Annotated in this window: 29 protein-coding genes; 21 read left to right on the top strand and 8 right to left on the bottom strand. The window is 54.3% G+C overall.

The features are described from left to right. The first annotated feature begins 1 nt into the window (after nt 1). The 5 genes from rfaF to IM303_RS09560 are packed head-to-tail and all read left to right on the top strand — an operon-like array spanning nt 2 to nt 5,255. Nucleotides 2-1,048, top strand: a complete 1,047-nt coding sequence (gene rfaF / locus IM303_RS09580) for an ADP-heptose--LPS heptosyltransferase RfaF (protein ID WP_049001260.1) — start codon at nt 2-4, stop codon at nt 1,046-1,048. 3 nt (nt 1,049-1,051) lie between these two features. Further along, on the top strand, nt 1,052-2,035 hold the full coding sequence (gene rfaC / locus IM303_RS09575) for a lipopolysaccharide heptosyltransferase RfaC (RefSeq protein WP_049001258.1): 984 nt from the start codon (nt 1,052-1,054) through the stop codon (nt 2,033-2,035). 3 nt (nt 2,036-2,038) lie between these two features. Then, a complete protein-coding gene (locus IM303_RS09570) occupies nt 2,039-3,139 on the top strand; it encodes a glycosyltransferase family 9 protein (RefSeq protein WP_049001255.1) in 1,101 nt (366 codons plus the stop codon). A 5-nt stretch (nt 3,140-3,144) separates the two neighbouring features. Beyond that, nucleotides 3,145-4,053, top strand: a complete 909-nt coding sequence (locus IM303_RS09565; protein WP_049001253.1) for a glycosyltransferase family 2 protein — start codon at nt 3,145-3,147, stop codon at nt 4,051-4,053. Beyond that, a complete protein-coding gene (locus IM303_RS09560) occupies nt 4,041-5,255 on the top strand; it encodes an O-antigen ligase (protein WP_193359850.1) in 1,215 nt (404 codons plus the stop codon). The genes IM303_RS09565 and IM303_RS09560 overlap by 13 nt, the downstream gene beginning before the upstream one ends. Before the next feature lie 24 nt (nt 5,256-5,279). Here the strand turns inward: IM303_RS09560 and IM303_RS09555 are convergent, their stop codons facing one another. After that, complete coding sequence (locus IM303_RS09555) at nt 5,280-6,236, bottom strand: polysaccharide deacetylase family protein (RefSeq protein WP_049001249.1); 957 nt, start codon at nt 6,234-6,236, stop codon at nt 5,280-5,282. Between the two features lie 150 nt (nt 6,237-6,386). On the opposite strand from IM303_RS09555, the gene rfaQ reads away from it, so the two are divergent. From rfaQ to coaD, 7 genes are all read left to right on the top strand, one after another. Further along, the gene (gene rfaQ, locus IM303_RS09550; RefSeq protein ID WP_049001246.1) at nt 6,387-7,457 is read left to right on the top strand and encodes a putative lipopolysaccharide heptosyltransferase III; all 1,071 of its coding nucleotides are present in this window, start codon (nt 6,387-6,389) and stop codon (nt 7,455-7,457) included. Continuing rightward, the gene (locus IM303_RS09545) at nt 7,454-8,581 is read left to right on the top strand and encodes a glycosyltransferase family 4 protein (RefSeq protein ID WP_049001245.1); all 1,128 of its coding nucleotides are present in this window, start codon (nt 7,454-7,456) and stop codon (nt 8,579-8,581) included. The genes rfaQ and IM303_RS09545 overlap by 4 nt, the downstream gene beginning before the upstream one ends. Before the next feature lie 2 nt (nt 8,582-8,583). Beyond that, the gene (locus IM303_RS09540) at nt 8,584-9,684 is read left to right on the top strand and encodes a glycosyltransferase (protein ID WP_041911667.1); all 1,101 of its coding nucleotides are present in this window, start codon (nt 8,584-8,586) and stop codon (nt 9,682-9,684) included. 11 nt (nt 9,685-9,695) lie between these two features. Next, nucleotides 9,696-10,685, top strand: coding sequence for a glycosyltransferase (locus IM303_RS09535; protein ID WP_049001243.1), 990 nt, complete (start codon nt 9,696-9,698; stop codon nt 10,683-10,685). Nucleotides 10,686-10,751: 66 nt separating this feature from the next. Beyond that, nucleotides 10,752-12,026 (top strand): lipid IV(A) 3-deoxy-D-manno-octulosonic acid transferase, encoded by a 1,275-nt coding sequence (waaA, locus tag IM303_RS09530; protein ID WP_028015020.1) that lies wholly within the window; start codon nt 10,752-10,754, stop codon nt 12,024-12,026. Beyond that, the gene (locus IM303_RS09525) at nt 12,026-12,796 is read left to right on the top strand and encodes a glycosyltransferase family 2 protein (protein WP_041911668.1); all 771 of its coding nucleotides are present in this window, start codon (nt 12,026-12,028) and stop codon (nt 12,794-12,796) included. The genes waaA and IM303_RS09525 overlap by 1 nt, the downstream gene beginning before the upstream one ends. A gap of 3 nt (nt 12,797-12,799) precedes the next feature. Next, the gene (gene coaD / locus IM303_RS09520) at nt 12,800-13,279 is read left to right on the top strand and encodes a pantetheine-phosphate adenylyltransferase (protein ID WP_045260067.1); all 480 of its coding nucleotides are present in this window, start codon (nt 12,800-12,802) and stop codon (nt 13,277-13,279) included. Nucleotides 13,280-13,281: 2 nt separating this feature from the next. Here coaD and mutM read toward each other — a convergent pair whose 3' ends face one another. The 4 genes from mutM to radC all read right to left on the bottom strand — a co-directional run bounded on the left by mutM (nt 13,282) and on the right by radC (nt 15,474). Next, nucleotides 13,282-14,091, bottom strand: coding sequence for a bifunctional DNA-formamidopyrimidine glycosylase/DNA-(apurinic or apyrimidinic site) lyase (mutM, locus tag IM303_RS09515; RefSeq protein ID WP_028015018.1), 810 nt, complete (start codon nt 14,089-14,091; stop codon nt 13,282-13,284). A gap of 72 nt (nt 14,092-14,163) precedes the next feature. Further along, nucleotides 14,164-14,331: a 50S ribosomal protein L33 gene (gene rpmG, locus IM303_RS09510; protein ID WP_003024094.1), complete on the bottom strand. Its 168-nt coding sequence runs from the start codon at nt 14,329-14,331 to the stop codon at nt 14,164-14,166. 22 nt (nt 14,332-14,353) lie between these two features. Then, nucleotides 14,354-14,590: a 50S ribosomal protein L28 gene (rpmB, locus tag IM303_RS09505; RefSeq protein ID WP_002436699.1), complete on the bottom strand. Its 237-nt coding sequence runs from the start codon at nt 14,588-14,590 to the stop codon at nt 14,354-14,356. A gap of 218 nt (nt 14,591-14,808) precedes the next feature. Beyond that, entirely contained in the window at nt 14,809-15,474 is a 666-nt protein-coding gene (radC, locus tag IM303_RS09500) for a DNA repair protein RadC (RefSeq protein WP_028015017.1), read from the bottom strand. Between the two features lie 173 nt (nt 15,475-15,647). Between radC and coaBC the strand changes: the two genes are divergently transcribed. The 3 genes from coaBC to slmA all read left to right on the top strand — a co-directional run bounded on the left by coaBC (nt 15,648) and on the right by slmA (nt 18,010). After that, entirely contained in the window at nt 15,648-16,859 is a 1,212-nt protein-coding gene (gene coaBC, locus IM303_RS09495; RefSeq protein WP_028015016.1) for a bifunctional phosphopantothenoylcysteine decarboxylase/phosphopantothenate--cysteine ligase CoaBC, read from the top strand. After that, nucleotides 16,837-17,295 (top strand): dUTP diphosphatase, encoded by a 459-nt coding sequence (dut, locus tag IM303_RS09490; RefSeq protein WP_015570042.1) that lies wholly within the window; start codon nt 16,837-16,839, stop codon nt 17,293-17,295. Before coaBC ends, dut begins: the two co-directional genes overlap by 23 nt. A gap of 118 nt (nt 17,296-17,413) precedes the next feature. Continuing rightward, nucleotides 17,414-18,010 carry a nucleoid occlusion factor SlmA gene (gene slmA / locus IM303_RS09485; protein ID WP_028015015.1) on the top strand — a complete coding sequence of 199 codons (597 nt, stop codon included), beginning with the start codon at nt 17,414-17,416 and terminating at the stop codon, nt 18,008-18,010. A 41-nt stretch (nt 18,011-18,051) separates the two neighbouring features. On the opposite strand, the gene pyrE is transcribed toward slmA, so the two are convergent. Both pyrE and rph read right to left on the bottom strand, forming a co-directional pair. Continuing rightward, nucleotides 18,052-18,693: an orotate phosphoribosyltransferase gene (gene pyrE / locus IM303_RS09480; RefSeq protein ID WP_041911672.1), complete on the bottom strand. Its 642-nt coding sequence runs from the start codon at nt 18,691-18,693 to the stop codon at nt 18,052-18,054. A gap of 68 nt (nt 18,694-18,761) precedes the next feature. Continuing rightward, complete coding sequence (gene rph / locus IM303_RS09475; protein WP_010426431.1) at nt 18,762-19,478, bottom strand: ribonuclease PH; 717 nt, start codon at nt 19,476-19,478, stop codon at nt 18,762-18,764. A 125-nt stretch (nt 19,479-19,603) separates the two neighbouring features. Here rph and IM303_RS09470 point away from each other — a divergent pair, with 125 nt between their 5' ends. Together IM303_RS09470 and IM303_RS09465 are read left to right on the top strand one after the other, a co-directional pair. Then, nucleotides 19,604-20,467 carry a YicC/YloC family endoribonuclease gene (locus IM303_RS09470; protein WP_193359849.1) on the top strand — a complete coding sequence of 288 codons (864 nt, stop codon included), beginning with the start codon at nt 19,604-19,606 and terminating at the stop codon, nt 20,465-20,467. A 206-nt stretch (nt 20,468-20,673) separates the two neighbouring features. Continuing rightward, nucleotides 20,674-21,291 (top strand): trimeric intracellular cation channel family protein, encoded by a 618-nt coding sequence (locus IM303_RS09465; RefSeq protein WP_023334014.1) that lies wholly within the window; start codon nt 20,674-20,676, stop codon nt 21,289-21,291. A 2-nt stretch (nt 21,292-21,293) separates the two neighbouring features. Here IM303_RS09465 and ligB read toward each other — a convergent pair whose 3' ends face one another. Further along, on the bottom strand, nt 21,294-22,964 hold the full coding sequence (gene ligB / locus IM303_RS09460) for an NAD-dependent DNA ligase LigB (RefSeq protein ID WP_049001232.1): 1,671 nt from the start codon (nt 22,962-22,964) through the stop codon (nt 21,294-21,296). 251 nt (nt 22,965-23,215) lie between these two features. On the opposite strand from ligB, the gene gmk reads away from it, so the two are divergent. The 4 genes from gmk to trmH are packed head-to-tail and all read left to right on the top strand — an operon-like array spanning nt 23,216 to nt 26,997. Continuing rightward, nucleotides 23,216-23,839: a guanylate kinase gene (gene gmk, locus IM303_RS09455; RefSeq protein WP_010426438.1), complete on the top strand. Its 624-nt coding sequence runs from the start codon at nt 23,216-23,218 to the stop codon at nt 23,837-23,839. A 54-nt stretch (nt 23,840-23,893) separates the two neighbouring features. After that, nucleotides 23,894-24,169, top strand: coding sequence for a DNA-directed RNA polymerase subunit omega (gene rpoZ / locus IM303_RS09450; protein ID WP_000135058.1), 276 nt, complete (start codon nt 23,894-23,896; stop codon nt 24,167-24,169). A gap of 19 nt (nt 24,170-24,188) precedes the next feature. Next, nucleotides 24,189-26,303, top strand: a complete 2,115-nt coding sequence (gene spoT, locus IM303_RS09445; protein WP_045630233.1) for a bifunctional GTP diphosphokinase/guanosine-3',5'-bis pyrophosphate 3'-pyrophosphohydrolase — start codon at nt 24,189-24,191, stop codon at nt 26,301-26,303. A gap of 4 nt (nt 26,304-26,307) precedes the next feature. Continuing rightward, a complete protein-coding gene (gene trmH, locus IM303_RS09440; protein ID WP_028015010.1) occupies nt 26,308-26,997 on the top strand; it encodes a tRNA (guanosine(18)-2'-O)-methyltransferase TrmH in 690 nt (229 codons plus the stop codon). Nucleotides 26,998-26,999 lie beyond the last annotated feature (2 nt).

Genomic DNA, 26,999 nt, shown 5'->3' with positions numbered 1-26,999 from the left:
TATGAAGATTCTGGTGATCGGCCCGTCATGGGTGGGCGACATGATGATGTCGCAAAGTCTCTATCGCACGCTCAAGGCGCGTTATCCCCAGGCGATAATCGACGTGATGGCACCCGCATGGTGCCGTCCGCTGTTATCGCGTATGCCGGAAGTAAACGAGGCGATCCCGATGCCACTCGGCCACGGGGCGCTGGAAATCGGCGAACGCCGCAAGCTCGGTCATAGCCTGCGCGAGAAGCGCTATGACCGTGCGTACGTGTTGCCAAACTCCTTTAAATCCGCCCTCGTACCTTTCTTTGCGGGCATTCCGCACCGTACCGGCTGGCGCGGCGAAATGCGCTACGGTCTGCTGAACGACGCGCGGGTGCTGGATAAAGCGGCCTGGCCGCTGATGGTGGAGCGCTACGTGGCGCTGGCCTACGACAAAGGGGTGATGCGCAGCGCGAAAGACCTGCCGCAGCCGCTGCTGTGGCCGCAGCTTCAGGTGAACGAGGGGGAGAAATCCCACACCTGCAACGCGTTTGCCCTTTCGTCCGAACGCCCAATGATTGGCTTCTGCCCCGGCGCCGAGTTTGGCCCGGCAAAACGCTGGCCGCACTACCACTACGCCGAACTGTCGAAACAGCTGATCGACGAGGGCTACCAGATTGTGCTGTTTGGCTCGGCGAAGGATCACGAGGCGGGCAACGAAATTCTCGCCACGCTGAGCACCGAGCAACAGGCCTGGTGCCGCAACCTGGCTGGAGAAACGCAGCTTGAGCAGGCCGTTATCCTGATTGCCGCCTGTAAGGCCGTGGTCAGCAATGACTCTGGCCTGATGCACGTCGCCGCCGCGCTGGATCGTCCGCTGGTTGCGCTGTATGGCCCAAGCAGCCCGGACTTCACGCCGCCGCTGTCGCACAAAGCGCGCGTAATCCGTTTGATCACCGGCTACCACAAGGTACGCAAAGGCGATGCCGCTGAAGGTTACCATCAAAGCCTGATCGACATAACGCCGCAGCGCGTTCTCGAAGAGCTCAACGAACTGTTGTTGAGCGAAGAAGGATAACGGATGCGGGTATTGATCGTTAAAACCTCCTCAATGGGTGATGTTCTGCATACGCTACCGTCGCTGACGGACGCGATGCGGACCATTCCCGGCATCCGTTTTGACTGGGTGGTAGAAGAAGGCTTCGCGCAGATCCCCACCTGGCATGAAGCGGTTGACCGCGTGATCCCGGTCGCGATTCGCCGCTGGCGCAAAGCGTGGTTCTCCGCGCCGATTAAAGCCGAGCGTAAAGCCTTCCGTGAAACGGTGCAGGCGCAGCGTTACGACGCGATTATCGACGCGCAGGGGCTGGTGAAAAGCGCGGCGCTGGTCACGCGTCTGGCGCACGGCGTAAAGCACGGCATGGACTGGCACACCGCCCGCGAACCGCTGGCGAGTCTGTTCTATAACCGTCGCCACCACATCGCAAAGCAGCAGCACGCCGTAGAACGCACCCGCGAGCTGTTTGCGAAAAGCCTCGGCTATGCGAAACCGGAAGCGCAGGGCGACTACGCCATTGCGCAGCACTTTTTGCGCAATACAGATCCCTGTGCTCAGCCTTATCTTGTCTTTCTGCATGCCACAACGCGCGACGATAAGCACTGGCCGGAAACACACTGGCGAAGGCTGATTGAACTAATGCAACCCTCCGGTATCCATATTAAACTCCCGTGGGGCGCTGAGCATGAGCGGCAGCGTGCGGCGCGTCTGGCAGTAGGCTTTTCCCACGTCGAGGTGTTACCCAAACTCACGCTGGCGCAGGTTGCCGCAGAGCTGGCAGGCGCTAACGCCGTTGTTTCCGTGGATACGGGTTTAAGCCATTTAACCGCGGCGCTGGATCGCCCAAATATCACCCTTTTTGGCCCGACCGATCCCGGCCTGATCGGGGGCTATGGCAAAAACCAGCATCAGATGGTCAGCCCGACTCAGCAAACGAAGGATATCAGCGCAGATGCGATTTTTTCATTTTTACAGGGTAGCCGTTGGCTTTCCAACAGGGATATTTAACCCATGAGTTACGTATTTCTGCTGATTTTACTCTTTCCGGTGAAGCTTATCCGGAAGCTGTTTCGCAAAGAGACAGGGAAAAACCTGGTCATTCAGACAGCCAAAATCGGTGATTTTGTTAATGCAACGCCTCTTCTGGCCTGGCTGCAAAAAAGCGACGTGCTCATCAGCCGCAGCGTGGGTGCGCTGGCGAAGCACGACGAGACGGTCGAAGAGATTTATTTTATCGAGCAGCATAAGCGTAACCTGTGGCGTAAGCTCTGTTTCGCCTGCAGGATCATGAACCGCTATGACAACGTCTACCTTCTGCAGCCTAACAGCGTGAATCTTTTTTTCGCCTCCGTTTGTAACGCCAAAAACAAGCAATTCTTAAGCACTTACACGCGCAGGTGGTATCACGGGATTTTCTATTCAACGGCCGATGGTACGGTTAACCACGGTAGAAAAACGTTAACAGTCACTGACTATCTTAAGCTGGCCGACCGCGCTCTGACCTGGCAAGACTCTCCAAAGCACGCCACAAAGCCACTATTTAAACCCGCGACTTATCCGGCGATCCTTGATAAACCCGGCGCGGTCCGCATTGGCATCAGTATCGCCGCCGGGAATAAAGCCAAAACCGTTCCGCCTGTCATCTGGAAGCAAATTGCCGATCGTCTCGCCGACCTGCCCTGCGAGTTTTATGTCTTTGGCGCCCCAAATGAACAGTCCTGGATGGATGACATCACCCGCGCTTACGGTGAACTACCCAACTTTATTAATCTGATTGGCAAGATCTCGCTTGAAGAGCTTCCGTGGTCAATTTCTAAAATGGATTGTTATATCGCCTCCGACTCGGGGAATGTCTACATCGCCGATGCGGTTGGCGTGCCGGTCGTCTTACTGTTCGGTCCGTGCTGTCACTACGAGCAGCGCCCGCTTGGCAACGTGTTGCTGATTGGCAACGATGATAATATTTGCTCGTATGTTTTTGAAACTCGTTATTATTTCCCGCAAGGCCGGGAAGAACTCTTCGCGGTAACAGATGAATCGCTGGACGAACTCAAACATTTCATTTGCGGGCTACCAACAGCAAAATCTGCCTTTGATGCTCAGGGGAACTAATTACTATGGCTTTTCTCAGCATCATTATTGCCGCACATAATGCCGAAAACACGCTTCACGCCACGCTGGAAAGTCTGCAAAACGCGATTGAGAATGCAGGCGATGATGTAGAAGTTATTATCATTAATGACAGTTCCAACGATTCCACACAGGATATTATTGAGGCGTGGTTGCCAAAGCTTCCGCATGCGCAATGCCAATACGTTGAGTACCGTAACGTAGGGCATGTTCGAAACAGCGCAGTCTCGCTGGCGTCAGGCGATTACATCACGATGCTTGATAGCGACGATCTGTTAAAGCCGGGTAGCATCCGGGATGCCGTCGCCTTCCTGAAAGCAGAGCGTCCTGATATGTTGCTGACGCGCCTGCTGGAAATACGCGATATGCGGAAAATCACCTCCGCCTGGCAGGGATTCACGCCCGTCTCATTATCGCAAAATGATGCAATAAAGCGTTTCCTGCAGCACAAAGATTTTCAGGCGCATCTGATCGGGCAATTCATCCACCGCAAGCTGTATGCAAGCAACCCGATCCCGTCTATGGTCTGCTATGAAGATTTCGCGGTATTTCCCGGTATGCTGATGCAATCGCGTAAAATCTTCTTTCAGCGTCAGGGACACTATTTTTACATCAAACGCAGCGACAGTTTGTCGAGCCGTCTTGACGCCAGCAAAATCGCTACGCTGGTTGAATGCACCTTACAGATGGAAAACACCTTCCCGCAATCATTCAGGCATCTGGTTAATTGCCACTGGTTTGATATTTACAGTAACCATCGAAAACATTTGACCGACCAGCAACTCAAACAGGTTAAGGCGCGGGTAAACGCACTTTATTCTTTCTCTTTTTTCTTCTCCAGAGATGTACGTTTCAGCTACAAAAAAAGGGTCATTGAGGCATTATGGAAAAAGTAAAACTGCGGCTCTATCAGCTGACGCTGATTTTGAGCCTCATTTCGTTTGCACTGGTGCTGCTGAGCTCAGGTAAACAACGCGAATTTTTCTATATTGCGGTTTATGCCAGCATTATCGGCTTAGCTTGCGAATATAAAAAAATCACCCTGCGCCCCTTTTCAATCGCGCTCCCCATATTGCTGATTGGGCTACTCAATCTTGTCTGGTATATGGTGTACGAATACCATAGCGAAGGTTTAAACACTTACAGCGATTATCTGGGTGCCAGTAAGAAACTGATATTAGCGAGCATTCTCGTTTTTTATCTTGATCTGTTCAAATCGTATATTGATAAAGAATCATTTCAGAAATACTTCTTATACGCCTCTGGCGCGGGACTCATCCTTGCCACGGTCTATGGCTTATGGCAGGCCTGCCAGGGAATGGGGCGTATCGAGATGGCCATAAATCGTGCGACCGTGTCAGCCTATGTATACTCTGTACTGTCGCTGGCGCTCATATACAGTCTTTATCTTCAGAAAAACAGAAAATTGTATGTTGTAGCGGGTCTCACCGTATTAATTTCCTGGTTCGTTATTCTTTTGACAGGGACGCGTGCTGCCATGGGGCTGTATTTGCTTATGGCGATTGTGCTGACCCTTTACCATTTCAGAAGAATTCACCTTAAATCAATGCTGATTTTCTTATGTGTTGTGGCGGGCATTATTATCGTTAGCTACAAACCGTTGATCTCGCCTAAGATAGATCAAACGCAAAGGGAATTTGCAATCTACCAACAAGGCATCGACGCCACGTCACTCGGGGCGCGTTTTTCCATGTGGACAGTGGGTCTTCAGAACGGTCTGGCCCACCCACTGGGACAGTCAATCGAAGATCGCGCGGTATGGTCACAGCATTATGTTCAAGAGGGGCACCCGCACCTCGTATCCGCACTCGAGTATATCAGGATACATCTGCACAATGAATTTATCGAAAAATACTCTCTGCAGGGGCTTCCGGGTCTGGCGATATTACTCTATTTCTTCGTTTCGATGATCGCTTACGCGCTTAAAAACCGAAATGGCCTGCTGCTGACAACGATGCTTCTTTTATTACTCTATGGCCTGACGGACGTCATTTTATTGAGCTCAGAAGCCCTAATATTCTTTGTTACTCTGTTTGCATTGAGTACTCCCTTCTCGCAAACCAGACAACATCAATAAGAGATAATGCCCGCCAGCCGGGCATTATTTTTTCTTGTATTGATAAAACTCCGCCAGCGTCATCCCCACCGTCTTATCGGATAGCCAGCTAAAAAGCGCTTCTAAATCCTGATATAAACCTTCAATCGCCGCCTCATCTTTAAAGGTCGGACTTCCGCCTGGCATAAATTCAGACGAGTGAAGCATAAACTCCACATAGTCATTTCCCCGCGACAGGCACTGCTGCGCGACCTGAATCATCTGCGCCGCATTGCCGCCGGACGGTCGCAACCAGTTTACGGACGGAGAGCGGTATTTCCCGCGCAGACGATCATAGCCTTGCTTGATCGTGTTCAACCAGGCCGGATGTTTATACTGAATGCTCATCGGCACTTCGAGTAAGGGACTATTTCCCGCCCGGGAAATAGTATCTAAATCCATAAAATAGGCGTGGTCGGGGAAATGCTGATAATCCGTTCCGCCATTGCCCTGCGGAGCACCTTTCGCATTGCGCCAGTTCACGCGTGGCGTCACGGAGCAATCAACCTGGTAGCCCAGTTCAACGAGCAATTTTGCATAGCGGCTATCAAATGCCCAACGCCCGGCGCGGTGGCTCAGCATTTTGGTCTGGAATGTCTCTTCCAGCAGACGGGTCATGAACAGCACTTTCTCACGCATCACCTCGTCTGAAAATTCAATCAGATACGGTTGCCAGCGCCAGTCATCTCCCGTGAGATCGTGCTCAGGTGGGCTATTCCATGCGTGAAGGTGCATACCCACCTCCCCCTGACCGCGAGCGATCGCGTCCCTGGCGAATTCAATGAAAACGGGCTCGATTGCCATCTCATAGTTTGTCAGCCATACGGGCTTAAAACCAAAACGCTCACAGAGGGCCTGGAACCGGGCCAGATAGCGCGCATTTTCCGTTTTAATGACGCGGTGATTCTGCCAGAGATTATCGCCCTCAGTATCAATCGTGATGATAAACGCTGGTTTTTTCATAATGAGTCCGCATGACAGGGAAGTTAGCGCTATGTTACGCACTCTCCAAAGCCTGAGTAAACCCTTCCTGGGAAATTCCTGAGATTATGGAGAAAGAGTGCAAGTCGCTACCAGGTCTATTAGAATTGCCAACAGTACAACGCCGATAAGATGATGATGAATAACTTACCTGACACGCCTGATTTGCGCATTCTACTGATCAAACTCCGCCATCATGGCGATATGTTATTGACCACCCCCGTCATTGATTCATTACGTCAAAAATGGCCACAAGCGCAAATTGACGTGCTGTTGTATGAAGAAACGCGCGATATGCTCGCCGCTCACCCGACGATTGGCACTATTTATGGAATCGATCGTAAATGGAAGCAGCTGGGCACGCTAAAGCACCTTCAAAAGGAGTGGCAGCTGCTCTGCGCGTTACGAAAGCAACATTATCATCTGGTGATAAATCTTGCCGATCAGTGGCGTAGCGCTATCGTCACCCGTTTCACCGGTGCGCCGGTTCGCCTCGGATTCGCCTTTAACAAACGCAACAATCCATTCTGGCGTTTCTGTCATAGCGATTTAGTCTCTGTTGCAAACCACAAATCCCTGCACACCGTCGAACAAAATCTCTCCATTCTGTCACCATTACAGGTCGCGCCTGAGCCAGCTGTTACCATGGCCTACAGCGCAGAAGACTGGCACCACGCCCGCCAGCAGCTGGTGCAAAAAGGAGTGGGCGATAACTACATCGTCATTCAGCCGACATCACGCTGGTTCTTCAAATGCTGGGATGAAAGCAAAATGGCGCAAACCATCACCGCGCTGCAGCAGGATGGGCATACCGTTGTACTCACGGCCGGGCCGGATAAAAAAGAGCTGGCGATGATAGATCGCATACTCGCCGCCTCACCGAAAACGGGGGTCGTCTCGCTGGCGGGACAGCTAACGTTGCGCCAGCTGGCCTCACTCATCGACCACGCGTGTCTTTTTATTGGCGTTGACTCCGTTCCGATGCACATGGCCGCCGCGCTGCAGACGCCCTGCGTGGCGCTGTTTGGCCCTTCCAAACTGACGTTTTGGTCTCCATGGCAAGTCAACGGTGAAGTCATCTGGGCTGGCGACTACGGTCCCCTTCCCGATCCCGACGCTATTGATACCAAAACGAAAGAACGCTATCTCGACGCCATTCCTGTTGATGCTGTCGTCTCCGCTGCAAGGAGATATTTGTCATGAAACACCATCGTCTGGCGATTGTTCGCCAAAAGTATCGCCCTGATGGCGGAGCGGAGCGCTTCGTTTCACGTGCGCTCACCGCGCTGAGCAATCAGAATCTTGAACTCAACGTCATTACGCGTGAATGGCAGGGCGAGAGACAGGACGACTGGCATATCCATATTTGCGACCCGCGCAAATGGGGCCGAATTAGCCGCGAACGCGGGTTTGCCCATGCTGCCCGCGCGCTGTGGCAGCAACAGCAGTTTGATATTGTGCAAAGCCACGAGCGGATTCCGGGCTGTGATATCTACCGCGCTGGCGATGGCGTTCATCGCCGTTGGCTGCTACAGCGTGCGCGCATCCTGCCCGCCTGGCGCGCGAAAATGCTGATGGTCGACCGCTATCACCGCTACGTGATGCACGCCGAGCGTGAAATGTACCAGGCGCCAGAGCTGAAAGCGGTTATCTGTAATGCGGAGATGATCAAACGCGAAATCGTCGAAGACTTTGATCTTGACGCAAAAAAGATACATGTGATTTATAATTCAATTGATTCCAGCCGCTTCGTTCCGGCCCAGGAAGCACAGCGTGCCGCGCTGCGTCAGCAATTTGGTTTGCCAGCCGATGCCGTGGTGTTCTGTTTTGTAGGATCGGGATTTGAACGAAAAGGATTGGCCAGCGCCATACGCGCTATCGCAGGAACTTCAGCCTGGCTGATTGTGGTTGGACAGGATAAAGCAGAACATCGTTATCGTGACCTCGCCCGTTCATTGGGCTGCGAAGGGCAAATCCGTTTCCTGGGGATGCAAAAAGAAACGCTGCCTTTTTATCAGCTATCCGATGGTTTACTGTTGCCAACGCTGTATGATCCCTTTCCAAACGTCATTCTTGAAGCGATGGCCTGCGGCTTGCCCGTCATTACTTCAGAGAGTTGCGGAGGCGCTGAATTTATTCAGCAAGGCCAGAACGGATTTTATTGTGACGCCCTGGATATCAACACATTGAAGGAGGCAATTGCAGCCACTCCTTCTCTGGGAAAAAATAACACGCTGGGGCAAGCGGCACGTGAACGGGTAAAAGACGCCACCCCCGAAAAACTGTCAAGTCAGCTTATTTCGCTTTATCAAAAATTACTGGATTAAAAATGCGCATCCTAATGATTATTGATGGTTTACCCGGTGGGGGAGCTGAAAAAACAGTTCTTACACTTTCCAGCGGATTAACGGAAATGGGGCATCAGGTCTCCCTTTTCTCCCTGCGGAAAGTGTGTGATTACGCCATCCCGGAAGGCATTGATTATCAGGTGGTTCAGGATACCTGCAAAAAACCGTGGCGCAAGCTGACGGAGATCCCACGCCGAGCCCGCCTGCTGGATCAGGCAATTGAGCGGGCTGAGCGCAGCGGAAAATTTGACGTTGTGTTCTCTCATCTGCACAAAACTGACCGCATTGTGGCGCACTGCCGCGCGCTGGAGCGTGAAAAAGTCTGGTTCTGCGTGCATGGCATGTTCTCTTTCTCCTATCTTCGCCATCGCAGCGGGCTTTCGCGCTGGTTTAAGCATCTTAAAATTCGTCATACCTACGAAAACCGAAACGTTGTCGCCGTCTCAGGCGCCGTGCTGAAAGACCTTTCCGAGACCCTGGCTCTGAAACTCCGGCGTAAAGCGGTTATCCACAATCCTTTTGATATCCCTGAAATTCAGCGTCTGGCGGATGCCCCCTTCGAGATGCAAGGGAAGGATTACATCATCCATGTCGGCCGCTTCCATGAACACAAACGCCACGACCGTCTTTTACGCGCGTTCGCACAGAGCCAGCTCGACACTACGCTTGTCATGATGGGCAATGGCTCCGAAGCCAAAATTCAAAAGCTCAAACAGCTTGCCCGCGACCTGGGTATTGAAGACAAGACGGTTTTCCGTCCCTTCGACTCCAATCCCTACCCCTGGATTAAAGGGGCACGCCTCTTAGTGTTAAGTTCTGACTGCGAAGGTTTTGGTAATGTGCTGGTGGAATCCATTATCTGCCAGACGCCACCGGTCAGTACCAATTGTCCGGGTGGCCCCGCAGAAATCCTCACCGGCGCCTTAGCGCGCGGGCTGGCAGAGCTAAATGACGCGTCACTGGCAAAAACCCTGGTAGATATTTATACCGCCCCGCCGGTTGTTGGCGATGCAACGATTGCGTCGTTCGGTATCAATGCCATTTGCCAGCAGTACATTGCTTTGGTCGACAATCAAAAATAATCAGGTTTCTTATGCAAAATTCAGCGCCATTGTTAAGCGTGGTGGTTGCCGTTTATAACGGCGAAGCTTTTCTGGATCAGTTCTTTACCTGCCTTGTGAATCAACGCATCGACAGCATGGAAGTCATTATTGTCAATGATGGCTCAACTGACCGCTCGATGCAGATCGTCGAAAGCTGGCGTGAAAAACTGCCGCAGATGCAGGTGATTGAACAGCAAAACCAGGGCGTTTCCATTGCGCGAAATACCGGCCTGGCCGTTGCAACCGGTCAGTATCTCTCTTTCCCGGATATTGATGACGTCTTCAAACCTGGCATGTACCAGCGTCTGCTGGATATGGCCGTCACGCAGGATTTGGATGTCGCCACCTGCAACGGCAACTACGTCTGGGAAAATGATAAGAAACCGTCTCGACCTATCTTCCCCGAGGATAAACTCGCCTCAACGGGCGTTATGACGGGCCCGGCATGGTTAAAGATGGCGCTGGATTCACGTAAGTTCCTGCACGTGACCTGGCTTAATATCTATCGCCACGATTTTATTCGTAAACACAGTTTCCATTTCGAACCCGGCCTGCGCCATCAGGATATCCCATGGACTACCGAGGTGCTGCTTGCCGCAGAGCGCGTTCAGTACACCAATGAACGCTTTTATGACTACTACATTCACTCTGCCTCGGTATCGCATACGCCGGATAATGACGACACGCTGATTCGCTCCGCGCGCCACTACATGAAAATCCTGCAGATGCTTGATGCCATTAACCAGCGTTACCCGGATAAAGTGAAAAATATCCCCGCCTGCCACTGGCAAATCGCCAAAGAGGGGCTGGGGATCATTCATACCTTCGACAACATGAAGGATGAGACAAAGAAAACAATGATTATCAAAGAGTTCTTCGACACCGGGATCTGGAAGCTTATCTGGAAAAGTGCCAAAAGCCCGCGTTTGCGCTGGCGCCTGGGCCGACGCTACTTCCGTTTAAAACGGTATCTGGCATAAGAGATAGCTTTACCTGGCTTAAATGCTTAGAATTTGCCCGCCGAAACTAAAAAGACGGATAATCGCTTGGAATTGTTGTATACCGCCCTGCTCTATATCATTCAGCCACTGGTGTGGCTGAGACTGTTGCTTCGTAGCCGTAAAGCGCCTGCGTATCGTAAACGCTGGGCTGAACGCTATGGCTTTTGCCGCAATAAAGTCGCCCCGGACGGTATTTTGCTGCATTCCGTTTCTGTCGGTGAAACGCTGGCGGCGATCCCGCTGGTTCGCGCTCTGCGCCACCGCTACCCGTCTCTGCCGATTACCGTCACCACCATGACGCCAACCGGCTCAGAGCGCGCGTTATCCGCGTTTGGCAAAGACGTTCATCACGTCTACCTCCCTTACGATCTGCCCTGCGCTATGAATCGTTTCCTGAATACCGTTCGCCCGAAGCTGGTGATCGTGATGGAAACCGAGCTGTGGCCGAACATGATTTCCGCTCTGCATGCCCGTAAAATTCCGCTGGTGATTGCCAACGCGCGCCTTTCAGAGCGCTCGGCGAAAGGCTACGGCAAGCTGGGCAAATTTATGCGCCGCCTGCTAAGCAAAATCACGCTGATTGCCGCGCAGAACGAAGAAGACGCGGCGCGCTTTATCTCCCTGGGCCTGAAGCGCAACCAGCTTGCCGTGACCGGCAGCCTGAAATTCGATATTTCCGTTACCCCTGAACTGGCCGCCCGCGCCATCACGCTGCGCCGCCAGTGGGCTCCGCGTCGCCAGGTCTGGATAGCGACCAGTACTCATGAGGGCGAAGAGGCGATCATCCTGCAGGCGCACCGTAAGCTGCTGGAAACCTTCCCGGACCTACTGCTGATTCTGGTGCCTCGTCACCCCGAACGTTTTAAAGATGCCCGCGAAATGGTGCAGAAAGGCGGCTTCAGCTTCACCCTGCGCAGCAGCGGAGAGATCCCTTCCGGCAGTACCCAGGTGGTGATTGGCGATACGATGGGCGAACTGATGCTGCTCTACGGCATTGCTGACCTCGCTTTTGTTGGCGGCAGCCTGGTGGAGCGCGGAGGCCATAACCCGCTGGAGCCAGCAGCCCACGCCATTCCTGTGCTGATGGGTCCACACACGTTTAACTTCAAAGATATCTGCGCTAAATTGCAGCAAGCCGATGGTTTAATTACCGTGACCGATGCGGACTCGGTCGTCAAAGAAGTATCGACCCTTCTGACGGATGAAGATTACCGCCTGTGGTACGGTCGCCACGCCGTCGAAGTGCTGCACCAGAACCAGGGCGCACTCACCCGTCTGCTGCAGCTTCTGCAACCTTATCTGCCTCAGCGGAGCCACTAATGTCTACGCGTCTGTCGGTCGTCATGATCGCCAAAAACGCCGCCGACCTGCTTCCGGACTGCCTGGCCTCCGTCGCCTGGGCTGACGAAATTGTTATCCTCGACTCCGGAAGCACGGACAACACGGTGGACATCGCCCGGGCTGCGGGCGCAAAAGTCTTTACCGATACCGACTGGCAGGGCTACGGCATTCAGCGCCAGCGCGCGCAGGGTCACGCCACGGGCGATTATGTGCTGATGATCGACACCGACGAGCGCGTCACCCCGGAACTCCAGCAGGCCATTCAGGCGGTGCTTTCCTCACCCCAGCCTGGCGCCGTATACAGTATCGCGCGTCGTAACTACTTCCTTGGCCGCTTCATGCGCCACAGCGGCTGGTATCCGGATCGCGTAATGCGCCTCTACGAGCGCGGGCGCTTTCAGTACAACGACAATCTTGTCCATGAGTCACTGGCCTGCGACGGCGCCCAGGTCATCCCCCTGACGGGTGATTTGCTGCATCTGACCTGCCGTGATTTCGCCAGCTTCCAGCAAAAGCAGCTCAACTATGCCACCGCATGGGCGCAGGAACGCCACCAGCGCGGCAAGAAGGCCTCGCTGACAGGAATCTTCACCCACACGCTGGGCGCGTTTCTGAAAACGCTGCTGCTGCGCGGCGGCGTGCTGGATGGTAAGCAGGGCTGGTTACTGGCGGTAGTGAATGCCCAGTATACTTTCAACAAATACACCGAGCTGTGGGCGCTCTGCCGCGGCTACTCAGAGAAAACGTGAGCCATGAGCACAAAAGCGATTTATCCGGGTACCTTCGATCCGATCACTAACGGTCATCTTGACATCATTACCCGTGCAGCGTGCATGTTCGACAAGGTGATCCTGGCGATTGCCGCCAGCCCCAGCAAAAAGCCGATGTTTGATCTCAACGAGCGCGTGCAACTTGCCACCGACGCCATTTCGCACCTGCCGAATGTTGAAGTTGTCGGGTTCAGCGATCTGATGGCGAACTTCGCCCGCGCCCAGCAGGCCAATATTCTGATTCGTGGCCTGCGCGCGGTGGCAGACTTCGAGTATGAGATGCAGCTGGCGCACATGAACCGCCACCTGATGCCGGAGCTGGAAAGCGTATTCCTGATGCCGTCAAAAGAGTGGTCGTTTATCTCGTCCACGCTGGTAAAAGAGGTGGCGCGCCATCACGGGGACGTTACCCATTTCCTGCCGGATAACGTCCACCTGGCGCTGATGGAAAAGCTAAAGTAGTTCTATTTCTGACACTGGCGGCAGTAGAACGTGGCGCGTTGGGCGTGCTTCGTGGCAATAATCGGCGTCCCGCATGCCCTGCATGGCTCGCCCTTACGGCCATACACCTGCAGCTCCTGGGCAAAATAGCCTGGTTTACCGTCGCTCTGCAGAAAATCCTTCAGGGTGGTCCCGCCTTGCTCAATCGAGCGCAGCAGCACTGCTTTAATGACCCGAACCAGCAGCTCACACTCCTGCGCGGACAGCGACGAGGCCAGCCGATCGGGATGGATCCCGGCCGCGAACAGCGATTCACTGGCGTAAATATTCCCCACGCCGACCACCAGCTTATTATCCATCAGCCAGGGCTTGATCGGGGTCTTTTTCTTCGCGCACTTCTCTTTCAGGTAGTCCGCATTAAACGCGTCTGAAAGCGGCTCAGGGCCCAGATGCGCCAGCACGTTGTGTCCTTCCAGCTCCTTCGTCCACAGCCACGCGCCAAAGCGCCGCGGATCGGTGTAGCGGAGCACTTTGCCGTTGCTCATTACCAGGTCAACGTGATCGTGTTTTTCCGCAGGCAGTTCTTCGGTCAGGATGCGCAGGCTCCCGGACATTCCAAGATGGATAATGATCCAGCCGTCAGGCAGCTCCAGCAGCAGGTATTTCGCGCGGCGCTGCACGCTAAGGACGGGTTTGTCGCTTAACGCGTGGATCTCATCGGACACCGGCCAGCGCAGTCGTCCATTGCGAACGACGGCATGAAGAATAGTCGCGCCGACCAGATGGGGCTCAATGCCGCGACGGCTGGTCTCTACCTCAGGTAATTCAGGCATGGTTCCTCCGTTGAGATGCAGAATGCAAAAAACCCCGCAGTTGCGGGGTTTTTCAATACAAGGAGGCTAAAATTATTTGATTTTAGCTTCTTTGTACAGTACGTGCTGGCGTACAACTGGATCGAATTTTTTCAGTTCCAGTTTTTCCGGCTTAGTACGTTTGTTCTTCGTGGTGGTGTAGAAGTGACCTGTACCAGCAGAAGAAACCAGCTTGATTTTCTCGCGAATACCTTTAGCCATGATTTATTTCCTCTTTAAGTACTTAGTACTTTTCGCCACGGGCACGCAGTTCAGACAGAACTGTATCGATGCCTTTCTTATCGATTACACGCATACCTTTAGCAGATACACGCAGGGTGACAAAACGCTTCTCGCTCTCAACCCAGAAACGGTGAGAGTGCAGGTTCGGCAGGAAACGGCGTTTAGTCGCGTTCAGTGCGTGGGAACGGTTATTACCGGTCACCGGACGCTTGCCAGTAACTTGGCAGACTCGGGACATGTCTATTCTCCAAAAATCAAATTAGCTCGAGCTTCGTATGGGGTATCGGCGCCTCGTCAGGCTTTACAGCCCGGTCATCGCGTAGTTCTAAGTGAACTCTCGATTGCCAGGCCCAAATGCCAAACCCGAGATTCTCAAAGGTGGCGTAGTATACGCTGACTCGGCGGTGTGCTCAAGTCCCGAACAGACAAAGATCCCGATGGATCGCGAGAAATAGCCTAAATCCAGCCATGTTCTGCAAAAGAAATGTACTCTCCGCGGCCAATTATCAGATGGTCCAGAACACGAATGTCCATGAATTGACAGCATTTGATAATGCGTTCGGTGATTTCTTTGTCAGCTCTGCTCGGTTCTGCACAGCCAGAGGGGTGATTATGCGCGAGGATCACCCCCGCTGCATTCACTTTTATCGCTTCACGCACAATTTCACGCGGATGTACCTCAACGTGGCTCAGTGTACCCGAAAACAGGCGGCTGTGCTTCAGTACCCGGTTCCTGTTGTCGAGAAAGATCACCATAAAGATCTCCCGCTCCAGACCGGACAGCTGGCTTTGCAAAAATTCGCGGGTCATGTCAGGGGTAAGGATCGGATCTTGCTCCTCCATCTGTACGTTATAAAATCGCCGGGCAAGTTCAGCAATACCCCGTAACTGGGCATACTTCGCGACGCCAATGCCTTCTACGTGCGTAAATGCCTCCAGTTCGGCTGTCAGCAAACCATGTAGTGAACCAAAATGGTCTATCAGATTTTTCGCCAGCGTAAATACCGTTTTTCCCTTCGTACCTGTACGTAAAAAGAGCGCCAGCAGCTCCTCGTCTTTTAATAACGCGACGCCATGACGCAGCATTTTTTCGCGCGGTAGCAGCAGTTCAGTCTCTTCCATGCCCGGCCTCCTTCTGTTTGCCATTATGCTGCCACAGGCAAATCCGGGGCTCGACGCTGAGGTTTCGTTCTTGCGTAGCGCCTCGCAAAGTGCATAAAGGACTTCATCACCCCCTATTTGGGATTGTGGTAAAATGCCCGCTCTCTGGTGAAACCCAACAGGAAAGAATCATGATGAGCCTGGCCGGTAAAAAAATCGTTCTTGGCGTGAGCGGCGGCATTGCTGCTTATAAAGCGCCGGAGCTGGTGCGTCGTCTGCGTGAGCGCGGGGCGGACGTGCGGGTCGCGATAACCGAAGGCGGTAAAGCCTTTATCACCCCTCTGAGCCTGCAGGCGGTTTCAGGATACCCGGTATCTGACAGCCTGCTCGATCCGGCCGCCGAAGCCGCGATGGGGCATATTGAGCTTGGGAAATGGGCCGATCTGGTGATTCTTGCCCCTGCCACGGCAGATTTAATTGCCCGCGTGGCGGCCGGTATGGCGAACGATCTGGTTTCGACCATTTGCCTCGCGACGCCAGCCCCCGTCGCCGTTGTGCCCGCCATGAACCAGCAGATGTACCGCAATGCCGCCACCCAGCATAATCTGGAGACGCTGGCTTCGCGCGGCCTGCTTGTCTGGGGCCCGGACAGCGGTAGCCAGGCCTGCGGCGACGTTGGCCCGGGGCGTATGCTCGACCCGTTGACGATTGTGGATATGGCCGCCGCACATTTTTCACCTGTCAACGACCTGCAACATCTCAACATCATGATTACCGCGGGCCCGACGCGCGAACCGCTGGACCCGGTGCGTTACATCACCAACCACAGCTCCGGCAAAATGGGCTTTGCGATTGCTGCCGCAGCGGCAAAACGCGGTGCTAACGTCACGCTGGTCAGCGGCCCGGTCTCGTTACCTACGCCACCTTTTGTACAGCGTATTAATGTTACCACCGCGCTGGAGATGGAAGCCGCCGTGCAGGCTCATGCGCAACGCCAGCAGATTTTTATCGGCTGTGCGGCCGTGGCAGACTATCGCGCCGAGACCATCGCCGAGTCTAAAATCAAAAAGCAAGGCGATGAATTAACACTGAAAATGGTGAAAAACCCGGACATTGTTGCCGGTGTCGCCGCATTAAAAAGCCATCGTCCTTACGTTGTTGGATTTGCCGCAGAAACGAATAATGTGGAAGAATATGCCCGGCAAAAACGTACCCGCAAAAACCTCGATTTAATTTGCGCGAACGACGTATCGCTGGCCACGCAAGGATTTAATAGCGACAGCAACGCACTGCACCTTTTCTGGCAGGATGGAGATAAAATCTTACCGCTTGAGCGCAAGGAACTCCTGGGCCAACAATTACTGGACGAGATCGTTACCCGTTATGATGAAAAAAATCGACGTTAAGATTCTGGACCCGCGTGTTGGCGAGCAATTCCCGCTGCCAACCTATGCCACCTCCGGCTCTGCCGGACTTGACCTGCGCGCCTGTCTCGATGACGCCGTAGAACTGGCTCCCGGTGCCACTACCCTGATCCCGACTGGCCTGGCGATCCACATTGCAGACCCGTCTCTGGCGGCAGTGATCCTGCCGCGCTCGGGTCTGGGCCATAAGCACGGCGTAGTGCTGGGTAACCTGGTCGGCCTGATCGACTCCGACTACCAGGGTCAGCTGATGGTGTCCGTCTGGAATCGTGGTCAGGACAGCTTCACCATTGAACCGGGCGAGCGTATCGCGCAGATGGTTTTTGTACCGGTGGTACAGGCAGAATTTAACCTGGTGGCAGATTTTGATGCCACCGACCGTGGCGAAGGCGGCTTCGGCCATTCCGGGCGCAAATAACCGCCCGACACACGTATCTCGCAGCGCCATAACGCAATAACAAACCGCAAACGTCAGTTTGCGGTCGCTGTGTGGATGCCAGCCTGGCAAGTGCTTATTTTCAGGGGTATTTTGTAACATGGCAGAAAAACAAACCGCGAAAAGGAATCGTCGCGAAGAAATACTTCAATCTCTGGCTCTGATGCTTGAATCCAGCGATGGCAGTCAACGCATCACCACCGCCAAACTGGCCGCCTCTGTGGGCGTGTCTGAGGCGGCGCTGTATCGTCATTTCCCCAGCAAAACAAAAATGTTCGACAGCCTGATCGAGTTTATTGAAGACAGTCTGATCACGCGCATTAACCTGATTCTGAAAGATGAAAAAGATACCACCGCGCGTCTTCGTCTGATTGTGCTGTTAATTCTGGGCTTTGGGGAGCGCAATCCGGGTTTAACCCGTATCCTGACCGGCCACGCGCTGATGTTTGAGCAGGACAGGCTGCAGGGCCGCATCAATCAGCTTTTTGAGCGTATTGAAGCACAGCTGCGCCAGGTGCTGCGCGAGAAGAAAATGCGTGAAGGCGAAGGATACAATACGGATGAGACATTGCTGGCAAGCCAGATTCTGGCGTTTTGTGAAGGCATGCTCTCCCGCTTTGTGCGCAGCGAATTCAAATACCGACCAACGGACGATTTTGACGCCCGCTGGCCGTTAGTGGCAGCACAGCTGCAGTAGCACCGCAGGCCCGGTAAGCGTAGCGCCGCCGGGCAATTCAATTACACACCAAACTCTTCGCGATACGCCCGCACCGCCGCCAGGTGATCCGCCATCTCTGGCTTCTCTTCCAGATACGCAATCAGGTCTTTCAGGGTGATGATAGAGGTCACTTTGCAGCTGTAATCACGCTCTACTTCCTGGATAGCAGAGATATCGCCGCGACCGCGCTCCTGACGATCAAGAGAAATCAGCACGCCAGCCAGCGTCGCACCGTTGGCCTGGATAATCTCCATAGATTCACGGATCGCGGTGCCTGCGGTAATCACGTCGTCGACCAGCATCACGCGGCCCTGCAGCGCGCTGCCCACAAGATTACCGCCTTCACCGTGGGTTTTGGCCTCTTTGCGGTTAAAGCAGTACGGCACATCACGGTCATGGTGCTCCGCCAGCGCCACCGCCGTGGTGGTTGCAATCGGAATGCCCTTGTACGCCGGGCCAAACAGCAGGTCGAAATCAATCCCGGAATCCACCAGCGCTTCGGCATAGAAGCGGCCTAACAGTGCCAGATCGCGCCCGGTATTAAACAGCCCGGCGTTGAAGAAATACGGGCTCTTACGCCCGGATTTCAGCGTAAATTCGCCAAACTTAAGTACCTGTTTATTAATCGCAAACTCAATAAACTGGCGCTGATACGATTTCATGGATTCGCTCCTTTGGTTTTTTCTGTCTTACAGGCAAAAAAAAGGCGACTCATTGGTCGCCTTTAAAATCAATTTTCTAACGCCGCTTTTTGCGTCGTTACAATGGATTCGATTCCCCCTCGGGCCAACGCCAGCAGGGAGAGAAGTTCTTCATGGGTGAACGGCTCACCTTCCGCCGTCCCCTGCACCTCAATGATGCGACCATCTTCGGTCATCACCACGTTCATGTCGGTCTCGGCGGCAGAATCTTCAACATATTCCAGATCGCAAAGCGCTTCACCGTTAACGATCCCCACGGAAACCGCCGCGACCATCCCTTTCATAGGGTTGGTTTTCAGCTTACCGGCTGCAACCAGCTTGTTCAGGGCATCGGCCAGCGCCACACAGGCACCGGTAATGGACGCGGTACGCGTGCCGCCATCTGCCTGAATCACGTCGCAGTCCAGGGTAATAGTGAATTCACCGAGGATTTTCAGATCAACGGCGGCGCGCAGCGCACGTGCGATCAGGCGCTGGATTTCCATGGTACGTCCACCCTGCTTACCCTTTGCCGCTTCACGGGCGTTACGGGTATGGGTCGCGCGCGGCAGCATGCCGTACTCGGCGGTGATCCAGCCCTGGCCCTGACCTTTCAGAAAGCGCGGAACGCCTTCTTCGATGGACGCGGTGCAAAGCACTTTGGTGTCACCAAACTCAACCAGCACGGAGCCTTCAGCGTGTTTTGTATAGTTACGGGTCAGGGTGACGGGACGCACCTGATTGGCGCTACGACCTGATGGACGCATGATGGATTCTCCGGCTTGAAACGAATGTGGCTGCGCATTATACGGATAAAGGACGCTTATTCCTATCCTGAGAAGCCCCCGAAAGCTATAATCCCCCCATCTCTCCTTTAAAAACGGGAATGTCTATGATCCGCAGTATGACCGCCTACGCCCGGCGTGAAATCAAGGGTAGCTGGGGTAGCGCTACCTGGGAAATGCGTTCGGTAAACCAGCGCTATCTGGAAACATATTTCCGTATGCCGGAACAGTTCCGCAGCCTTGAACCTGTAGTGCGCGAGCGTATCCGTGCGCGTCTGACCCGCGGGAAAGTGGAATGCAACCTGCGCTTTGAGCCAGATGCCAGCGCACAGGGCGAGCTGATCCTCAACGAAAAACTGGCGAAACAGCTCGTGAATGCGGCGAACTGGGTCAAAATGCAGAGCGATGAAGGCGAAATCAACCCGGTTGATATTCTGCGCTGGCCTGGCGTCATGGCCGCCGGCGAGCAGGATCTGGACGCGATTGCCGCAGAAATTCTGGCAGCCCTCGACGGCACGCTGGATGACTTTATCGTTGCCCGCGAAACCGAAGGTCAGGCGCTGAAAGCGATGATTGAGCAGCGCCTTGAAGGCGTCAGCGCTGAAGTAGCCAAAGTCCGCACCCACATGCCGGAAGTGCTGCAGTGGCAGCGCGAGCGTCTGGTCGCCAAGCTGGAAGAAGCGGAAGTTCAGCTGGAAAACACCCGTCTGGAACAAGAGCTGGTGCTGATGGCGCAGCGTATCGATGTTGCTGAAGAGCTGGACCGTCTGGAAGCGCACGTTAAAGAGACCTACAACATCCTGAAGAAGAAGGAAGCTGTAGGCCGCCGCCTGGACTTTATGATGCAGGAGTTCAACCGCGAGTCGAACACTTTGGCGTCTAAGTCTATCAACGCTGAGGTGACCAACTCAGCGATTGAACTCAAGGTTCTGATTGAGCAGATGCGCGAGCAGATCCAGAATATTGAGTAATCGCTTTTTGGATGGCGTCGGCTGACGCCATCCATTATTATTTCTAATCCGAATTCCCGTCTCTTTTCAAATTCAGCAGCCGAGAATCAAAGATATTCAACATGTATTGATTAAATTTTATAGGTGAAACCCAATCGCCTTAGAAAATCTCAATCGTGATCTTGCGCACAAATCGCTAACCTTTCCGCGTTCACACCGGAGGGTATATGCTGCTTCACATTCTTTATCTTATTGGTATCACCGCCGAAGCCATGACTGGCGCTCTCGCCGCCGGGCGTCGCCGGATGGACACCTTCGGTGTGATCATTATTGCCACTGCAACCGCGCTGGGCGGCGGTTCCGTGCGCGATATCCTGCTTGGCCATTACCCGCTCGGCTGGGTGAAACATCCTGAGTATGTGATTATCGTCGCAACGGCTGCCGTATTAACCACCATCGTGGCACCCGTTATGCCGCACCTTCGCCGCCTGTTCCTGGTGCTTGACGCGCTGGGGCTGATCGTCTTTTCTATCATCGGCGCGCAAATCGCGCTCGATATGGGGGAAGGTCCGGTTATCGCCACCATTGCTGCCGTGGTCACGGGCGTATTCGGCGGCGTGCTGCGCGATATGTTCTGCAAACGCATTCCTCTGGTCTTCCAAAAAGAGCTGTATGCCGGCATCTCCTTCGCCGCAGCGGTGCTCTACATTGCCCTGCAGCATTACGTTTCAAACCACGACGTGGTGGTCATCTCCACGCTGCTGTTTGGCTTTACGGCCCGCATGCTGGCGCTGCGTCTGAAACTCGGATTGCCCGTGTTTCACTATAAGCACAGCGCCCACTGATCTCAGAACCCATTGATGTGCTGCTGAGCAAGCCATCTGATCAACACATCGATCTCTGGCGCGTGCAGCCAGGCAACGATTTGCCGCGCCTTCTCCGCTCCCGTACCCGGCAAGGCCTGCCAGGCCTTTTCACTGCGTTCGCTCATCTTCTGCCACGACACTTCTTCCAACGCCTTCAGCGAGGCCTGTGGCAGCGGAACACCCAGCGCCATAATCCAGCGGATAAAAGGCTGCTCATGCACCTGATTAAAGCGATGCCAGAGCGCCAGCCCGCGTGCGGCAGAGAATCCCGGCGTCGACTGCAGCTGCTCCTGCGTTAATAGCAGCCACGAAAAGAGATGTTCAAAATGATGCGCCTGCCAGAGTGTGCGCCAGCCTGACTCACCTAATCCTTCAATGTTGAATACCTGCTTTGAACTGAGCCACGTCAGTCGGGCAAAGAACTGTTCCATACACTCCGGCGAGGCATAAAAGCAACTCAGGGAGTGATAACGCGAGGCCGGAGGCTCAGGTTTTTGTCTGTCCGCCCCTCGCCAGACCACCTTATCAAACCGAGGGATACCCTGCCCTGCCAGGCTGACCTGGATCTGATCGCCCGGGGCAATATCCAGCCTCTGCCAGCGACCAACCGAACCGAGACTCACTCGCTGCACCCGTTTATCGTCCAACTGCGCAGGCTCAAGTGCCGCCACGACAGAAATTTTGCCCGTGCGCCCCACGGAAAAAAGAATATTCCTGACCTCTGCGACCTGTGCCGCAGGCGAATATTTCCACGCGATAATCCAGTTGCCTTCGCCGGGCAGCCAACTCTCCCCTGAAGGTGGCTCCGCAGACCGAACCACTATGCCATCCGTGGCAAAGGGCAATGCCGTGTTTTGCCAGGCCAAACGCTGTTTTTCAACAGCATCAACCGCTTGTACGGGCAACGTATAGCGCGCCGTCAGGGAAAAGCCTGCGCTGGACAGCTCAGAAAGCCTGTTTTCCATTCCCTTCGGTCCATCCGGCCAGGCCCAGATAAATATTCCTGTCTGGCTCAGAAGCGCGTTGTCCTTTTGTCGCATCATCGCACCCGCCACTTTTGCGCGAGCATTCATTCCGCCCATCTGCTGCTGGACGTGGTTTTCGCGTAGCCAGAAAAGCTCCCCCTGTAAGACGCTGTTTGCAAGCGCGCCGGATACCTCCTTGGGTACGGACGGGATCAAACGCACGCGGGCGGTCCAGTCCTCGCCTTTTAACCCATTACCACGGCTGATGGCCCGCGCTAGCTTTCCGTTGCGATACACCAGCGTCACCGCCACGCCATCGACTTTTGGCTGCATCCAGAGATTTTTCCGGCCGTGCATCCAGTGACCCAGCGCTTTTTTGCTGGCTGCTTTACGTACCCCCGTATGGGCAACAGGATGTTTTACGTTTCCCTCCAGCGCAGGAAGGGCGCTCTCAGCAAAATCGTTGCCGAAACAGCGCTGCCACTGGGTTAAACGGCCGTTGAGCTGGTCATACACTTCGTCACTGACCTCGCTCACCCCCAGCTTCCAGTAAGCCTCATCCCAGCGTTTGATTTGTGCACTTAATGACGCAATCTCTTTTTCGGCTTTTGCCTGTGACCACACCGGGCATACCGCCGCCCCGTAACCACACCACAACAGCATTAACCCGCTTATCCACCGCCACATCGCTATCCCTCCTTTGCAATGCAGGAGGTATAACCTGACGTGAGAAACGACGCTAATAGCAACCTTTCACGTTGCGAGGCGCTATCCAGCATTAATTTTTATTGCGGCAAACCGCAGGTAAAACCTGAAAACGGTACGCAAAATTCAATAATCCAGGGGAAAAAGTGTGACAAAGGCTACGTCACACAGCGGCGACGTGTATAATAAGCCCGTATGTAGGACTTCTTCGTTAACACATACAAAAGACTCTCATGGCTCAAGGCACGCTTTATATTGTTTCTGCCCCTAGCGGCGCGGGTAAATCCAGCCTTATTCAGGCACTGTTAAAAACCCAACCGTTGTACGACACACAGGTTTCTGTTTCTCACACCACGCGAGCGCCGCGTCCGGGTGAAGTGCACGGTGAACACTATTTCTTTGTGGATCACGACGAGTTCAGAGCGATGATCGGCAGAGATGCGTTTCTTGAACACGCAGAAGTGTTTGGTAACTACTACGGCACCTCGCGTGAAACCATTGAGCAGGTTCTGGCGACGGGTGTAAATGTGTTCCTCGACATCGACTGGCAGGGCGCACAGCAAATTCGCAAAAAAATGCCTGATTCGCGCAGTATCTTTATTTTACCGCCGTCGAAGGATGAGCTGGATCGCCGCCTGCGTGGCCGCGGTCAGGACAGTGAAGAAGTCATCGCAAAGCGTATGGAACAGGCAGTTGCAGAAATGAGCCATTACGCGGAATATGATTACCTTATTGTGAATGATGATTTTGATGCCGCGCTGAGCGATCTCAAAACCATTCTTCGCGCAGAACGACTGCGTATGAGCCGCCAGAAGCAGCGACATGACGCATTAATCACCAAACTGTTGGCAGACTGAACCCACTTTCAGTATCATGCCCAGTCATTTCTTCACCTGTGGAGCATTTTAAGTATGGCACGCGTAACTGTTCAGGACGCTGTAGAGAAAATTGGTAACCGTTTTGACCTGGTGCTGGTCGCCGCGCGTCGCGCTCGTCAGATGCAGGTAGGCGGTAAAGATCCGCTGGTACCGGAAGAAAACGATAAAACCACCGTTATTGCACTTCGCGAAATCGAAGAAGGTCTGATCAACAACCAGATCCTCGACGTGCGTGAGCGCCAGGAGCAGCAAGAGCAGGAAGCCGCAGAACTGCAGGCCGTAACCGCCATTGCTGAAGGTCGTCGTTAATTAAACCTGCGGGTCGCCCTTGTATCTGTTTGAAAGCCTGAATCAACTGATTCAAATCTACCTGCCTGAAGACCAGATTAAGCGTCTTCAGCAGGCGTATCTCGTTGCACGTGACGCTCACGAGGGCCAGACACGTTCAAGCGGTGAACCCTACATCACGCACCCGGTTGCGGTAGCCTGTATTCTGGCCGAGATGAAACTCGACTACGAAACGCTGATGGCCGCCCTGCTGCACGACGTGATCGAAGATACCCCTGCCACCTACCAGGATATGGAACAGCTGTTTGGCAAAAGCGTTGCCGAGCTGGTGGAAGGGGTCTCTAAGCTTGATAAGCTGAAATTCCGCGACAAGAAAGAGGCGCAAGCCGAAAACTTCCGCAAGATGATTATGGCGATGGTGCAGGATATCCGCGTCATTCTCATCAAACTCGCTGACCGTACCCACAACATGCGCACGCTGGGCTCACTTCGCCCGGATAAACGTCGCCGCATTGCCCGTGAAACCCTCGAAATTTACAGTCCGCTGGCGCACCGTTTAGGTATCCACCACATCAAAACCGAGCTGGAAGAGCTGGGCTTTGAAGCGTTGTACCCGAACCGCTATCGCGTGATTAAAGAGGTGGTGAAAGCCGCACGCGGTAACCGTAAAGAGATGATTCAAAAGATCCTCTCTGAAATCGAAGGGCGTTTGCAGGAAGCGGGAATCCCGTGCCGCGTCAGCGGTCGCGAAAAACATCTTTACTCCATCTACTGCAAAATGGTGCTCAAAGAGCAGCGTTTTCACTCGATCATGGATATCTACGCGTTCCGCGTAATCGTCCACGACTCTGACACCTGCTACCGCGTGCTGGGGCAGATGCACAGCCTCTATAAACCGCGCCCGGGGCGCATGAAAGATTACATCGCTATTCCGAAAGCGAACGGCTATCAATCTTTGCATACCTCGATGATCGGTCCGCACGGCGTGCCTGTTGAAGTGCAGATCCGCACCGAAGACATGGACCAGATGGCAGAGATGGGTGTAGCCGCGCACTGGGCTTACAAAGAGCACGGTGGCGAAAGCAGCACCACCGCGCAAATCCGCGCCCAGCGCTGGATGCAGAGCCTGCTGGAGCTTCAGCAGAGTGCGGGTAGCTCGTTCGAATTTATCGAGAGCGTTAAATCCGATCTCTTCCCGGATGAGATTTACGTTTTCACCCCAGAAGGCCGCATTGTCGAACTGCCTGCGGGCGCAACGCCGGTCGACTTCGCCTACGCCGTGCATACCGATATCGGGCACGCCTGCGTGGGCGCGCGCGTCGACAGACAGCCTTACCCGCTGTCTCAGCCGCTCTCCAGCGGACAGACGGTAGAAATTATTACCGCGCCGGGTGCACGTCCGAACGCGGCCTGGCTGAACTTTGTCGTGAGTTCCAAAGCGCGCGCCAAAATTCGTCAGCTGTTGAAAAACCTCAAGCGCGATGACTCCGTCAGCCTGGGGCGTCGCCTGCTCAACCACGCGTTGGGCGGCAGCCGCAAGCTGGCTGAGATCCCACCGGAGCATATTCAGCGTGAACTCGACCGTATGAAGCTCACGTCTCTGGACGATCTGCTGGCGGAAATTGGTCTGGGTAACGCGATGAGCGTCGTGGTAGCGAAAAACCTGCAGCAGGGCGAAGCGACGCCATCTGCTCCAGGCGCATCCGGCCATGCTCATCTGCCGATCAAAGGCGCGGACGGGGTGCTGATCACCTTCGCAAAATGTTGCCGTCCAATCCCTGGCGACCCGATTATTGCGCACGTCAGTCCGGGCAAAGGGCTGGTTATCCACCATGAATCCTGTCGTAACATTCGCGGCTACCAGAAAGAAGCCGAGAAGTTTATGGCGGTCGAGTGGGATAAAGAGACGGCGCAGGAATTTATCACCGAAATTAAGGTGGATATGTTCAACCACCAGGGTGCCCTGGCGAACCTGACGGCAGCCATCAACACGGCCTCGTCCAACATTCAGAGCCTGAATACGGAAGAAAAAGACGGCCGCGTCTATAGCGCCTTTATTCGTCTGACCGCTCGCGACCGCGTGCATCTGGCGAACATTATGCGCAAGATTCGCGTCATGCCGGACGTGATTAAAGTCACCCGAAACCGAAACTAGGTTTATGAATTCACAACGTTATGCCCGTATCTGCGAAATGCTTGCCAGACGCCAGCCTGACCTGACGGTCTGCATGGAGCAGGTGCATAAACCTCATAACGTCTCTGCCATCGTCCGTACCGCAGATGCCGTCGGCGTGCATGAAGTGCACGCCGTCTGGCCGGGTCACCGGATGCGAACCATGGTCTCTGCTGCGGCAGGCAGTAACAGCTGGGTATCCGTCAAATCTCACCAGACAATTGGCGATGCCGTATCGCATCTGAAAGGACGCGGGATGCAGATCCTGGCGACAAACCTGTCCGATAAGGCCGTGGATTTCCGCGAGATCGACTATACCCGCCCGACCTGCATTTTGATGGGTCAGGAGAAAACCGGGATCTCCCAGGAAGCGCTGGATCTGGCGGATCGGGACATCATCATTCCGATGATCGGCATGGTCCAGTCCCTTAACGTCTCCGTGGCGTCCGCGCTCATTCTGTATGAAGCGCAGCGCCAGCGTCAGAACGCCGGGATGTACGAGCGCAGCAACAGCATGCTGCCGGAAGAAGAACAGCAGCGCCTGCTGTTTGAAGGTGGCTATCCGGTGCTGGCACGCGTTGCGAAGCAGAAAAAATTGCCTTACCCCCACGTCAACGCGCAGGGCGAAATTGAAGCCGATGCCGAGTGGTGGGCCACTATGCAGTACGCCGGGTAACC

It is taken from the genome of Enterobacter cloacae complex sp. P38RS, assembly GCF_014930775.1.
Taxonomy (GTDB): domain Bacteria; phylum Pseudomonadota; class Gammaproteobacteria; order Enterobacterales; family Enterobacteriaceae; genus Enterobacter; species Enterobacter bugandensis.
This window is presented reverse-complemented; position numbering and strand designations above follow the sequence as displayed.

Bases quoted from the DNA above. Each gene is read 5' to 3' on its own strand.
- rfaF (WP_049001260.1), top strand. From the start codon at position 2: ATGAAGATTCTGGTGATCGGCCCGTCATGGGTGGGCGACATGATGATG.
- rfaC (WP_049001258.1), top strand. From the start codon at position 1,052: ATGCGGGTATTGATCGTTAAAACCTCCTCAATGGGTGATGTTCTGCAT.
- IM303_RS09570 (WP_049001255.1), top strand. From the start codon at position 2,039: ATGAGTTACGTATTTCTGCTGATTTTACTCTTTCCGGTGAAGCTTATC.
- IM303_RS09565 (WP_049001253.1), top strand. From the start codon at position 3,145: ATGGCTTTTCTCAGCATCATTATTGCCGCACATAATGCCGAAAACACG.
- IM303_RS09560 (WP_193359850.1), top strand. From the start codon at position 4,041: ATGGAAAAAGTAAAACTGCGGCTCTATCAGCTGACGCTGATTTTGAGC.
- IM303_RS09555 (WP_049001249.1), bottom strand. From the start codon at position 6,236: ATGAAAAAACCAGCGTTTATCATCACGATTGATACTGAGGGCGATAAT.
- rfaQ (WP_049001246.1), top strand. From the start codon at position 6,387: ATGATGATGAATAACTTACCTGACACGCCTGATTTGCGCATTCTACTG.
- IM303_RS09545 (WP_049001245.1), top strand. From the start codon at position 7,454: ATGAAACACCATCGTCTGGCGATTGTTCGCCAAAAGTATCGCCCTGAT.
- IM303_RS09540 (WP_041911667.1), top strand. From the start codon at position 8,584: ATGCGCATCCTAATGATTATTGATGGTTTACCCGGTGGGGGAGCTGAA.
- IM303_RS09535 (WP_049001243.1), top strand. From the start codon at position 9,696: ATGCAAAATTCAGCGCCATTGTTAAGCGTGGTGGTTGCCGTTTATAAC.
- IM303_RS09525 (WP_041911668.1), top strand. From the start codon at position 12,026: ATGTCTACGCGTCTGTCGGTCGTCATGATCGCCAAAAACGCCGCCGAC.
- coaD (WP_045260067.1), top strand. From the start codon at position 12,800: ATGAGCACAAAAGCGATTTATCCGGGTACCTTCGATCCGATCACTAAC.
- mutM (WP_028015018.1), bottom strand. From the start codon at position 14,091: ATGCCTGAATTACCTGAGGTAGAGACCAGCCGTCGCGGCATTGAGCCC.
- rpmG (WP_003024094.1), bottom strand. From the start codon at position 14,331: ATGGCTAAAGGTATTCGCGAGAAAATCAAGCTGGTTTCTTCTGCTGGT.
- rpmB (WP_002436699.1), bottom strand. From the start codon at position 14,590: ATGTCCCGAGTCTGCCAAGTTACTGGCAAGCGTCCGGTGACCGGTAAT.
- radC (WP_028015017.1), bottom strand. From the start codon at position 15,474: ATGGAAGAGACTGAACTGCTGCTACCGCGCGAAAAAATGCTGCGTCAT.
- coaBC (WP_028015016.1), top strand. From the start codon at position 15,648: ATGAGCCTGGCCGGTAAAAAAATCGTTCTTGGCGTGAGCGGCGGCATT.
- dut (WP_015570042.1), top strand. From the start codon at position 16,837: ATGATGAAAAAAATCGACGTTAAGATTCTGGACCCGCGTGTTGGCGAG.
- slmA (WP_028015015.1), top strand. From the start codon at position 17,414: ATGGCAGAAAAACAAACCGCGAAAAGGAATCGTCGCGAAGAAATACTT.
- pyrE (WP_041911672.1), bottom strand. From the start codon at position 18,693: ATGAAATCGTATCAGCGCCAGTTTATTGAGTTTGCGATTAATAAACAG.
- rph (WP_010426431.1), bottom strand. From the start codon at position 19,478: ATGCGTCCATCAGGTCGTAGCGCCAATCAGGTGCGTCCCGTCACCCTG.
- IM303_RS09470 (WP_193359849.1), top strand. From the start codon at position 19,604: ATGATCCGCAGTATGACCGCCTACGCCCGGCGTGAAATCAAGGGTAGC.
- IM303_RS09465 (WP_023334014.1), top strand. From the start codon at position 20,674: ATGCTGCTTCACATTCTTTATCTTATTGGTATCACCGCCGAAGCCATG.
- ligB (WP_049001232.1), bottom strand. From the start codon at position 22,964: ATGTGGCGGTGGATAAGCGGGTTAATGCTGTTGTGGTGTGGTTACGGG.
- gmk (WP_010426438.1), top strand. From the start codon at position 23,216: ATGGCTCAAGGCACGCTTTATATTGTTTCTGCCCCTAGCGGCGCGGGT.
- rpoZ (WP_000135058.1), top strand. From the start codon at position 23,894: ATGGCACGCGTAACTGTTCAGGACGCTGTAGAGAAAATTGGTAACCGT.
- trmH (WP_028015010.1), top strand. From the start codon at position 26,308: ATGAATTCACAACGTTATGCCCGTATCTGCGAAATGCTTGCCAGACGC.